Consider the following 10,896-nt stretch of genomic DNA (forward strand, 5'->3'; position numbering starts at 1 on the left):
AAGAACGCCGCCGTGACAAACATCGCACACTTGACCTGGTTGCTCGTGGCACTACCACTGGCGGGTGCCGCAATCCTGCTGTTCGGTGGCAGACGTACCGACGCGTGGGGGCATTGGCTGGGCGTCCTTGCCGCGCTGGGGGCGTTCGGGGTGGGCGCGACGCTGCTGTCGGAATTGCTGGGCCGCGACAGTGAGCACCGCGCCATCCACCAGACGGTGTTCACCTGGATCCCGGTCGACCAATTCCAGGTCGACTTCGGACTGCAGATCGACCAGCTCTCAATCTGTTTCGTGCTGCTGATCTCCGGGGTGGGATCGCTGATCCACATCTATTCGGTCGCCTACATGGCCGAAGACCCGGACCGCCGAAGGTTTTTCGGCTACCTCAATCTCTTCCTGGCCTCGATGCTGCTGCTGGTCGTCGCCGACAACTACCTGGTGCTCTACGTCGGCTGGGAAGGCGTCGGCCTGGCGTCCTATCTGCTGATCGGTTTCTGGTACCACAAGCCGTCGGCGGCCACGGCCGCCAAGAAGGCGTTCGTGATGAACCGGGTCGGCGACGCCGGTCTGGCCGTCGGCATGTTCATGATGTTCAGCACGTTCGGCACGCTGTCCTACGCCGGTGTTTTCGCCGGTGCGCCCGCCGCCAGCAAGGGCGTGTTGACCGGGATGGGGCTGCTGCTGTTACTGGGTGCCTGCGCGAAGTCCGCGCAGGTCCCGCTGCAAGCCTGGTTGGGTGACGCGATGGAGGGCCCGACGCCGGTGTCCGCGCTGATCCACGCCGCGACCATGGTGACCGCCGGTGTGTACCTGATCGTGCGGTCCAACCCGATCTACAACCTCGCTCCCGGAGCGCAGTTGGGCGTGGTCATCGTCGGCGCCGTCACCCTGCTGTTCGGGGCGTTCATCGGCTGCGCCAAGGACGACATCAAGCGGGCGCTCGCCGCGTCGACGATGAGCCAGATCGGTTACATGGTCCTGGCTGCGGGACTCGGTCCCGCCGGATATGCGTTCGCGATCATGCACCTGCTCACGCACGGCTTCTTCAAGGCCGGGTTGTTCCTCGGATCGGGCTCGATCATTCACGCGATGCACGAAGAACAGGACATGCGCCGCTACGGCGGGCTGCGCGCCGCCCTGCCCATCACCTTCATCACCTTCGGCCTGGGCTACCTGGCAATCATCGGCGTACCGCCGTTCGCAGGCTTCTACTCCAAGGACGCCATCATCGAGGCGGCGCTGGGCGCCGGCGACCTCCGCGGTTACACGCTGGGCGCGGCGGCGCTGCTGGGCGCAGGCATCACCGCGTTCTACATGACTCGGGTGATGCTGATGACCTTCTTCGGCGAAAAGCGTTGGGCGCCGGGCAGTCACCCGCACGAGGCGCCCGCCCTGATGACTGGGCCGATGATCCTGCTCGCGTTCGGCTCGGTGTTCGCCGGCGGCCTGTTCGCCATCGGAGGCACCCTGCCGCGCTGGCTGGAACCGGTCGTCGGCGCGCACGAGGAAAGCACGCACGCCCTTCCGGCCTGGATCAGCACCACGCTCGCGCTCGGCGTCGTCGCGGTAGGGATCGCAGTGGCTTATCAGAAGTACGGCAGGGCGGACATCCCCAGAGTGGCTCCCGTTCAGGTGTCGGCGCTCACCACGGCCGCGCGAAGAGACCTCTACGGCGACGCCTTCAACGAGGAGGTATTCATGCGCCCTGGCGCGCAGTTGACCGACACGCTGGTCGAAGTCGACGACGCGGGGGTGGACGGCTCGGTCAACGCGCTGGCCGCGCTGGTCAGCCGGACCTCGAATCGGTTGCGGGGGCTGCAAACCGGCTTCGCGCGCTCCTATGCGCTGTCGATGCTGGCCGGCGCCACCTTGCTGGTCGCCGCGATCCTGGCGGTGCAACTGTGGTGACTAACGTTCCGTGGCTGAGCGTGCTGTGGCTGGTCCCGCTGGCCGGTTCCATCCTGATCATCCTGATGCCTCCCGGCCTGCGACAGCTCGCCAAGTGGACCGGCGTGGTCGTCAGCATCCTGACGCTGGCGGTCGCACTCGTCGTCGCGATCAGTTTCAAAACCGGCGGCGCCCCTTACCAATTCCTGGAAAAGCATCCCTGGATTCCGTCCTTCGGCGCCGGCTACAACCTCGGCGTGGACGGCATCGCGGTCATCCTCGTGCTGCTGACCGCGATCCTGATTCCGCTGCTGCTGGTCGCGGGCTGGAACGACGGTGGCGAGGGCACCCGGGGCGTACACGCCTACGTAGCCTTGACGCTGGCCATCGAGTCGATGGTGCTGATCTCGGTGATCGCGCTAGACGTGCTGCTGTTCTACGTGTTCTTCGAGGCCATGCTGATCCCGATGTACTTCCTGATCGGCGGCTTCGGCAAGGGAACCGGGCGATCGCGGGCCGCGGTGAAGTTCTTGCTGTACAACCTGTTCGGCGGTCTGATCATGCTCGCCGCGGTGATCGGCCTGTACGTGGTCACCGCCCAGCACGGTGCGGGCACATTCGACTTCCGTGAAATAGTGACCGGCATCTCCTCGGGCCGCTTCGCCGGCGTGGACCCCGCGGTGTTCAAGGCGCTGTTCCTGGGCTTCATGTTCGCCTTCGCCGTCAAGGCCCCGCTGTGGCCGTTCCACCGCTGGCTGCCCGACGCGTGCGTCGAGGCCACGCCGGCGACCGCGGTCTTGATCACCGCGGTAATGGACAAGGTCGGCACCTTCGGGATGCTGCGTTACTGCCTGCAGCTGTTCCCTGATGCGTCAACGTATTTCCGCCCGCTGATCGTGACGCTGGCCATCATCGGGGTGATCTATGGCGCGATCGTCGCGATCGGCCAGAAAGACATGATGCGCCTGATCGCCTACACCTCGATCTCGCACTTCGGCTTCATCATCGCCGGCATCTTCGTGATGACAACCCAGGGACAAAGCGGCTCAACGCTGTACATGCTCAACCACGGCCTGTCCACGGCGGCGGTCTTCCTGATCGCCGGATTCCTGGTCACCCGGCGCGGCAGCAGGTTGATCGCGGACTACGGCGGCGTGCAGAAAGTGGCGCCGATTCTGGCCGGCACCTTCATGGTCTCGGCCATGGCCACCCTCTCGCTGCCCGGCCTGGCACCGTTCATCAGCGAATTCCTGGTGCTGTTAGGCACTTTCAACCGGTACTGGCTGGCGGGCACGTTCGGAGTGACCGCCCTGGTGCTGGCGGCGATCTACATGCTGTGGCTCTATCAGCGGGTGATGACCGGTCCGGTGGCCGAAGGCAACGAACGAATCACCGATCTGCGGTTGCGCGAGCTCGTCGTCGTCGCACCGTTGATGGCGCTGCTGTTCGTCCTCGGCGTCTATCCCAAGCCGGTGCTCGACATCATCAATCCTGCTGTGGACCACACCATGGTCACCATCGGTCAGCATGATCCCGCGCCGAGCGTGCTCGTGAGCGCACCCCGTACAGCCGAAGGACCGCACCGATGACCCTTCCCACCCCTAGCGTCGAGTACTTCCTGCTCTGCCCGATGCTCATCGTCTTCGGTATCGCGGTGGTAGGAGTACTGGCTGAAGCGTTCCTGCCCCGCAACATTCGCTATGTCTCCCAGGTGACGCTGGCCCTCGGTGGTTTGATCGCTGCGTTCGCCGCCGACATCGTGGTCAGCCGCTCGCTTCCGGCGTCCGGTCGCAGCGGGGTGTTGGGCGCGGTGGCCATCGACCGCCCGACGCTGTATCTGCAAGGCACCGTGGTGCTGGTGGCCCTGTTGGCCGTCATCTTCATCGCCGAACGCACCAACGTCGCCGCGACAGCCAACAAGGTGAAGGTAGCCGCGGGAGTTTCGACGGCTTCGGGATTGGACGCCTTTACCCCGCAGGCATCGGCGGTCCCCGGAAGTGACGCCGAGCGTGAGGCCGAACGGGCCGGAGCCGCGCAGACCGAACTCTTCCCGCTGCTGATGCTGTCGGTCGGCGGCATGATGGTGTTCCCGGCGGCCAATGATCTGCTGACGATGTTCGTCGCGCTGGAAGTGCTGTCGCTGCCGCTGTATCTGATGTGCGGGCTGGCGCGTCACCGCCGGCTGCTGTCGCAGGAAGCGGCGATGAAGTACTTCTTGCTCGGTGCCTTCTCGTCGGCGTTCTTCCTCTACGGGGTGGCGCTGATCTACGGTGCGACCGGAACGCTGTTGCTGCCGGGCATCCGGGATGCGCTTGCGGCCCATGGTGACAGCTCGATGGCATTGGTCGGCGTCGCGCTGTTGTCGGTCGGCCTGCTGTTCAAAGTGGGCGCGGTGCCGTTCCACTCGTGGATTCCCGACGTATACCAGGGTGCACCCACACCGATCACCGGGTTCATGGCGGCGGCCACCAAGGTCGCGGCTTTCGGTGCGCTGCTGCGCGTCGTCTACGTCGCATTGCCGCCGCTGCACGAGGAATGGCGTCCGGTGCTGTGGGCGATCGCGATCCTGACCATGGCCGTCGGTACCGTGACCGCGGTCAACCAGGCCGACGTCAAACGCATGCTTGCCTATTCGTCGGTCGCCCACGTCGGTTTCATCCTCACCGGTGTGATCGCCGACAACCACGCCGGTTTGGCGGCCACTCTGTTCTACCTGGTGGCCTACAGCTTCAGCACGGTCGGCGCGTTCGCCATCGTCGGCCTGATTCGCAACTCCGACGGCGTCGAGGACGCCACGCTGTCGCACTGGGCGGGGCTCGGGCAGCGTTCTCCCATTGTGGGCGTGATGCTTTCGATGTTCCTGTTGGCCTTCGCCGGTATCCCGTTGACCAGCGGATTCATCAGCAAGCTGACGGTGTTCCAGGCCGCCGCGCAGGGCGGCGCCGTGCCATTGGTCATCATCGGTGTGATCGCCAGCGGGGTCGCCGCCTACTTCTATGTCCGGGTGATCGTGCTGATGTTCTTCACCGAACCGACCGACGACACCCCACAGGTGGTCGCGCCCGGGATCCTGAGCAAGATCGCGATCGCGCTGTGTGCCGCGATCACCGTTATTCTGGGGATCTTCCCGCAACCGCTGCTCGATCTCGCGGATCACGCCGCGCAGTTGCTGCAGTAACCGTCTGATTGCGGCCTCCACCCCGCGCACTCACGACCGCGTCGTGGTCACGCCCAACGAGTGATCAGCTCAAGAACGGACGTGTCGCGAGTACGTAGATCGCCAGCACCGCCAGCGGCGCCGCCAACGGTACCCATGGCAGGTGCAGGGGGAATGCCATCGCCACCACGCCCACAAGGGTAAATCCCACGGCGCCAACCAATGTCGGCCAACTCGCCATCGCGAACGCGTCCGGCATTCCAGCCGCGTATCGGCATACCAGGTAGGCAGCCGCGCACAACCCCGAAAGTCCCACGAACGTATAGGAGGGATCGGAGATCGCGATCGCGGTCACGCACAGCAGCACGGCAACCGTCGCGGCGGGCCGAAAGACGATCCCGAGCGCCACCGCGGCCAGCGCCGTCATCCCGGCGCCCAGCGCCAGGCCGTGGGCGTCGACGGCGGCCAGGCCGACCATCAGCAGGCCGAAGGCCATCGCCAGAGCATGGACTCCCAGGCGCGCGATAGACGACATGGCTACCCCCGCAGCCGTCCGCGCACGCGGTGGCGGCGATCCGGCATCACACCCATCGACTGCTCCAGCGGGTGATCTTTCTGCCAGGAGACGATGTCGACGCCGATGGTCGCCATATCGCGATACATGGCGGCCCGCTGCAACGCCCACAGCCGGTCCACCAGCGGGTCCTGTTCGCCTTCGAACGGTGAAGCATCGAGAGTGTCGACGGCGATCACGACATGACCGCGCTTGCGTAGATCGATCAGCGCCAGCGCGAATTCCGTGTCGAGCAGGGTGGAGAACGCGATGACGATGGCGCCGGCCGGGACCGCCGCACGCGGAGCCAGTGTGCCGGTGGTGTTTTCGAATCGATCGCCCGCAGCCAGCACCGTATCGAGGATCCGGTAGAACTGGCGCTGACCGATATCGGCGCCGAGCCAGCGCGGGCGATTGCCACCGAGCGCCACGATTCCGGCGCGATCGCTGTAGCGCAGCGCGGCCTGCACCACCTGAGCCGCACCGCGCACCACTCGCTCGGTGGCATCGGTTGCCGGGCCCGCCGGCTGCCGGTACCCATCGATCAGCACCACGACGTCGGCGGCACGGTCGGTCAACCGTTCCGTCACGTGCAGCTGACCGCGCCGCGCGCTCACCGGCCAATTCACCGCCCGCAATTGATCACCCGGAACGTAGGGCCGGATATCGGCATACTCGACGCCCGGACCGACATGCCCGGTCAGGTGAGCGCCGAGACGGTCGAGCAACTCGGTTCGCGGGATGGGCGTCGGCTGCGGTGGCGTCAGCGGAAACACGATGACATCGGCGGCATCGACGATCGCCGTCCCGGTGAGCAACCCACCGCGGGCCACCGCGTCGACCCGGGCGCGGATCGCGTATCGGCCCCAGCGCTGCGCCACGGCGGCAACCGTTTTCGCGTGCGAAGAATCCGAATCGACAACCTCGAACTGCAGGCCCTCGACGGCGGGAACCGTGAGCTCGACCGCCCAGACATTGGGCGCCCCAGCTTCCTCGGTTGCCGATAGCCTGACCCGCGCCGGCTCCCCTTCGAAGCACCGCTGTGACTCCGGTTCTGCCTGCACATAAATCTTCGGGACCGGGTGTTGCCAGCTGATCGAGCACAGCACGCCGAGCAGCGGCGCCGCGAACGCGATGAGCTGCCAATGCGCACCGATCACAGCGGCAACGAGGGCAACGCCACCGCAGGTCGCGATCGCCCGCGTCAATGGCGCAGCGCGCCAGCGGAACTCGGCCTCGATCATGACAAGCTCATGGGGTGCCCTCGCCGGTGCGTGGTACCGGCAAGCGTCGCAACAGTTCTCCGACGACATCGGCACCCTGAATCTTGCGAACCCACATCTCCGGACGCAGGGTAATTCGGTGCGCGACAGCCGCTACCGCGAGCGCCTTGACGTCCTCGGGGATCACATAGTCACGGCCAAGCAACAGCGCCCGCGCCCGGGCGAGCTGAACCAGGTCGAGTTCGGCACGCGGGCTCGCGCCGACGGCGACCTGCGGATGGCGGCGCGTGGCGGTGGCCAGTGACACCACATAACGAAGGACATCCTCGTGCACCGTCACCTGCTCCACCGATTCGCGCATCGCCAGTAGGTCCTGGGCGTCGACCACCTGATTGACGGTCGGTTCGGCCGAGCCGCGTTCCAGACGGCGGCGCAGCATCGAGGTCTCGTCGCGCTCGGAGAGGTAGCGCAGTTCCAATCGCATCGCGAAGCGATCCAGCTGCGCCTCCGGCAGCGGGTAGGTGCCCTCGTATTCGATCGGGTTGTCGGTCGCCAGAACAATGAAAGGCATTGGCAACTTGTGGGTTTCGCCGTCGATGCTGACCTGCCCTTCGGCCATCGCCTCGAGCAGCGCCGCCTGAGTCTTGGGGGGTGTGCGGTTGATCTCGTCGGCGAGCAGCAGATTGGTGAAGATGGGCCCGGCCCGGAATGCGAAATGGCCCGACTGCATGTCGTAGATCGTCGACCCGAGCAAGTCCGCGGGCAGCAGGTCCGGTGTGAACTGCACCCGGGTGAATCGCAGACCCAGCGCGGCGGCAAAGGATCTCGCGATCAGTGTCTTGCCGAGCCCGGGCAGATCTTCGATGAGGACGTGGCCGCGCGCCAGGACGGCGGTGAGGATGAGGGTCAGCGCGGAACGCTTGCCCACCACCACGCGCTCGATTTCGTCGAGCACCGCCTCGCAGTGTGCCGTGGTCGTACTGGCCGGCAAAGCGGTCGGCATCGCCGCACCCCCTGTCATACCTGCTCCAACCTGCGGAGGATTTCTTCGAACGCGGCCCGGCCAGGACCGGGCTGGTGGTCAGCGGAGCGCTCGATGTTGTTGGGATTGACCCATTCCCACAGTTCGGCCCCGAACAGCATCCGGCCGGTCGACTGAAAAGCCGCCGGGTCCTTGGCCAGTCGTTGCCCGGTCGCGATTTCGTACCTGCGGGCAAGCATCGGACGCAGATGCCGGTCCCAGTCCGTACGGCTGGACTCGGACCAGCGAATCGTCGTCTCGGTGGTGGCCAGCCAGCGGCGCAACGAATCCCCGAGGTCGTCGGGGTCCAAATCGGCCGCGGGTTCGGTCCCCTGTCCCAGCAGCCGACGAATATTGAGCAACACCAGGGCCAGTGCGACACCCGACGCGACCAGCACCCAGGAGCGATCGTGCACGACCAACACCAGCAGCTCCGCTCCGGCGATGAAGCAAACCCCTAGAGCTATCAGCCTTTTCATACCGCACTCCGAAGTTCCGCAAGAACCAGGCGCAGCACCTCGACCGCGACGTCGCGATGCCCCTCGTTCATCACATGCGGGCTGAACCGTGCTTCCTCGAACAGGTTCACCAGCTGAACGGCGTTATCGATATGCAGCGCACGGAGTTCGACCGCGCGGGCCAATACCTCGGTCGGTGTGTCGAAGTCCTGGGGGGCGGCTCCGGGAACATCGGCGAGCTCACGTTCCATCGCGGCATAGCAGGCGATGATCGCCTGCCGCGGTTCGCGCCCGCGGTCGGCCATCTCGGCCAACCCCAGTTCGGCGGCTCGCACCAGAGATTCCGAAGGCCGTGCCGGCGGCACATATTCGGCGCTGTCATCAGCGGCGGTGTGCAGCGTCGGGGCGCGCAATCGTCGCCGCGACATGACGAATGTTGCGACGACGAGGAGCAGCATCATCGCAACGGTGGCCGCCAGCAGAATTCCCAGCATGTTGCCGTTCTGCGGGGCCCGGTGCCGCGACGTGGGTGCGGGGGCGGTTGGCGCGCCGCCGGTGTCCGGTGCGTGCTGCGCGGGAGGCGCCCCGTGCGGCAGCGATAACCGGGCCAGCAGCATCGCGATCAGCAACCACGCGACGATCACCGCGAGTCCGATCAGCACCACGCGCCAGCTCGGCCGCCCTGCGCGGGTACCGAGCATCCCGGAGAGGTCACCCGCCTTCGGTGCCACCGCGCGTGGATCCCGAAGTCGCGCGATGACCGCGACCGCGAGCATCGCAAGTGCCGCACTGAGCAGGACAACGACGAATACCAGCGCCGCTCGGCCGCCGCCTTCCGCGCGCGCCGCATGATCGCGGGCCGGAAGGTATCCGCGCAGGGCGGCGGCAACCACGATCAACAGCACGATGAGCGCAACGACGCGCCCTGTCGGCTTATCGGGCATTGGCACACCACTCGCCGGTTTTCCTATGCCGTTGCGGCACAGGCTTGATTCATACTCGCACGTCGGGCAGCGGTGTGGCCAGCGACAACCGGCAGCCAGGGCACTGCCGCGGGGAACCGCAGCGCCCGACGCGCGAACCTGACCTCACTCGGCGCAAATTTGGCCTAGGCAGGATCAAACGGCCGGAAGCTGCCGTCGAGCACCTCGTGATGACCGATGGTGCGACCGGTGACGGTCGCGGGGTCCACAAGTGCCAATTGAGCTGCCGCCCTGGCGAATTCGTCTTCAGTTGCCGTGTCGTCGAAGTTGGTGGCGTAGTAGGACAGGCCAGGCGTCATGATCGGCTTCGACGGTGCCAACGCGTTGACGGCGATGTTGTGGTCGGCCAGGTCAAACGCCGCGCACTGGGTGAGATGCTCGAGCGCCGCCTTCGAACCACCGTAGCCAGGCAGGACACCGCCGCTGCGGTCCGGATAGGGTCCGTTGCCGGGCAGCCGAGAGGCCACCGAGGTGATGTTGACGATCGAGCCGCCCCGGGCCTCGATCATGTCCGGGGACACCAGCTGCATCAACTCGTAGGCCGCAAACACCGCGATGTCGAAGTGGCGGCGAAATGCGGACAACGGCGTGCTGACGAAACCCGGCCAGCCGGGTTTGGCGGCGCCGGCCGGTCTGGCGGCCTTCACCCGCGGCTGTGCACCGGGCACCGGCGGTCGTCCCGGAGCGGTGAAGGCCGCATTGTTGATCAGAACAGTGATGGGGCCCAATGCATCTCGCGCCTCACTCACCAGCCGGGCGACGTCGTCGCGGTCGGTCAGATCGGCGCGGACCGCCACCGCGCGCCCACCCGCCACTTCGATGGCGGCCACGGTCTCGCCGATGGTTCCCGGCAGCCGGTCATCCCACACCTGCTCGGTGCGCCCGGCCACCGCGACCGCCGCGCCCTCGGCGGCAAGCGCCAGCGCGATCGCCCGGCCCAAACCACGGCTGGCACCGGTGACGATCGCCGCGCGCCCGGCGAGTCGCAGCGTCATCGCGTCACCCCGTGCACGACGATCGCGGTGGTCTGATCCACCCACGCCTCGTCCAGCTTCTCGTCCGGGCGCAACAGCATCCGCAGCATCGTCGCTCCCCCAATCAGCTCGATCAACCGGTCCGGATCGACATCGGGATGCGCTTCACCTCGATCGACGGCCTCGCGCAGCCGCACCTGCACCGCGGTGAACAGGTCACTGAAGCGCGACATCACCCGCGCGTTGAGGTCTGGGTCGGCCGACATGTCCGCGACCAGCCCGGGCAGCGCGGCGCGCACCACCGGGCTGGTGAACACATCCCGCGCCGCCGCGATCATCATCCGCAGGTCGGCGGTGAAGTCGCCGGCCGGCGTCTCCAGCGCGCTGGGCGCGGTCGGAAAGGCCGCTTCGTGCACCAACTCCGCCTTGCTCGACCACCGGCGATACAACGCCGACTTGGTGGTGCCCGCCCGCTCGGCGACGGCGGCCAGCGTCAAGTTCGAATAGCCGATTTCCACAAGCAGTTCCGCCGTCGCCGCAAGGATGGCAGAGTCAATACGCGGGTCCCTGGGGCGCCCGGCACCTGGGGCCTTGTCAAGGCCGGACGGGTCTGCTTTCATAACGCTACCTACCGTATCGT

10 protein-coding genes are annotated in these 10,896 nt (G+C 66.5%); 3 read left to right on the plus strand and 7 right to left on the minus strand.

Translation table 11 applies throughout. From position 1 onward, the window contains the following. Nucleotides 1-21: 21 nt before the first annotated feature. The 3 genes from nuoL to nuoN are packed head-to-tail and all read left to right on the plus strand — an operon-like array spanning nucleotide 22 to nucleotide 5,065. Nucleotides 22-1,908 carry an NADH-quinone oxidoreductase subunit L gene (gene nuoL, locus AC5Y5O_RS21390; RefSeq protein WP_500027343.1) on the plus strand — a complete coding sequence of 629 codons (1,887 nt, stop codon included), beginning with the start codon at nucleotides 22-24 and terminating at the stop codon, nucleotides 1,906-1,908. Beyond that, nucleotides 1,905-3,476, plus strand: coding sequence for an NADH-quinone oxidoreductase subunit M (locus tag AC5Y5O_RS21395; RefSeq protein WP_500027293.1), 1,572 nt, complete (start codon nucleotides 1,905-1,907; stop codon nucleotides 3,474-3,476). Before nuoL ends, AC5Y5O_RS21395 begins: the two co-directional genes overlap by 4 nt. Beyond that, complete coding sequence (gene nuoN, locus AC5Y5O_RS21400; protein WP_096285576.1) at nucleotides 3,473-5,065, plus strand: NADH-quinone oxidoreductase subunit NuoN; 1,593 nt, start codon at nucleotides 3,473-3,475, stop codon at nucleotides 5,063-5,065. Before AC5Y5O_RS21395 ends, nuoN begins: the two co-directional genes overlap by 4 nt. A gap of 64 nt (nucleotides 5,066-5,129) precedes the next feature. Here nuoN and AC5Y5O_RS21405 read toward each other — a convergent pair whose 3' ends face one another. From AC5Y5O_RS21405 to AC5Y5O_RS21435, 7 genes are all read right to left on the minus strand, one after another. Beyond that, entirely contained in the window at nucleotides 5,130-5,579 is a 450-nt protein-coding gene (locus tag AC5Y5O_RS21405; protein ID WP_096285574.1) for a hypothetical protein, read from the minus strand. A gap of 2 nt (nucleotides 5,580-5,581) precedes the next feature. Further along, the gene (locus AC5Y5O_RS21410; protein WP_096285572.1) at nucleotides 5,582-6,841 is read right to left on the minus strand and encodes a DUF58 domain-containing protein; all 1,260 of its coding nucleotides are present in this window, start codon (nucleotides 6,839-6,841) and stop codon (nucleotides 5,582-5,584) included. A gap of 7 nt (nucleotides 6,842-6,848) precedes the next feature. Next, a complete protein-coding gene (locus tag AC5Y5O_RS21415; protein ID WP_096290924.1) occupies nucleotides 6,849-7,823 on the minus strand; it encodes an AAA family ATPase in 975 nt (324 codons plus the stop codon). Nucleotides 7,824-7,837: 14 nt separating this feature from the next. Next, complete coding sequence (locus AC5Y5O_RS21420; RefSeq protein WP_096285570.1) at nucleotides 7,838-8,320, minus strand: hypothetical protein; 483 nt, start codon at nucleotides 8,318-8,320, stop codon at nucleotides 7,838-7,840. After that, nucleotides 8,317-9,243: a DUF4129 domain-containing protein gene (locus tag AC5Y5O_RS21425; RefSeq protein WP_096285568.1), complete on the minus strand. Its 927-nt coding sequence runs from the start codon at nucleotides 9,241-9,243 to the stop codon at nucleotides 8,317-8,319. Before AC5Y5O_RS21425 ends, AC5Y5O_RS21420 begins: the two co-directional genes overlap by 4 nt. Nucleotides 9,244-9,407: 164 nt before the next feature. Then, the gene (locus AC5Y5O_RS21430; RefSeq protein ID WP_096285566.1) at nucleotides 9,408-10,277 is read right to left on the minus strand and encodes an SDR family NAD(P)-dependent oxidoreductase; all 870 of its coding nucleotides are present in this window, start codon (nucleotides 10,275-10,277) and stop codon (nucleotides 9,408-9,410) included. Next, a complete protein-coding gene (locus AC5Y5O_RS21435) occupies nucleotides 10,274-10,876 on the minus strand; it encodes a TetR/AcrR family transcriptional regulator C-terminal ligand-binding domain-containing protein (RefSeq protein WP_096285564.1) in 603 nt (200 codons plus the stop codon). The genes AC5Y5O_RS21430 and AC5Y5O_RS21435 overlap by 4 nt, the downstream gene beginning before the upstream one ends. Between the last annotated feature and the right edge of the window lie 20 nt (nucleotides 10,877-10,896).

This window comes from Mycobacterium sp. NGS40, from assembly GCF_059812735.1.

Coding starts and splice junctions, on each gene's coding strand:
- nuoN (WP_096285576.1), top strand. CDS start 3,473: ATGACCCTTCCCACCCCTAGCGTCGAGTACTTCCTGCTCTGCCCGATG.
- AC5Y5O_RS21405 (WP_096285574.1), bottom strand. CDS start 5,579: ATGTCGTCTATCGCGCGCCTGGGAGTCCATGCTCTGGCGATGGCCTTC.
- AC5Y5O_RS21410 (WP_096285572.1), bottom strand. CDS start 6,841: ATGATCGAGGCCGAGTTCCGCTGGCGCGCTGCGCCATTGACGCGGGCG.
- AC5Y5O_RS21415 (WP_096290924.1), bottom strand. CDS start 7,823: ATGCCGACCGCTTTGCCGGCCAGTACGACCACGGCACACTGCGAGGCG.
- AC5Y5O_RS21420 (WP_096285570.1), bottom strand. CDS start 8,320: ATGAAAAGGCTGATAGCTCTAGGGGTTTGCTTCATCGCCGGAGCGGAG.
- AC5Y5O_RS21425 (WP_096285568.1), bottom strand. CDS start 9,243: ATGCCCGATAAGCCGACAGGGCGCGTCGTTGCGCTCATCGTGCTGTTG.
- AC5Y5O_RS21430 (WP_096285566.1), bottom strand. CDS start 10,277: ATGACGCTGCGACTCGCCGGGCGCGCGGCGATCGTCACCGGTGCCAGC.
- AC5Y5O_RS21435 (WP_096285564.1), bottom strand. CDS start 10,876: ATGAAAGCAGACCCGTCCGGCCTTGACAAGGCCCCAGGTGCCGGGCGC.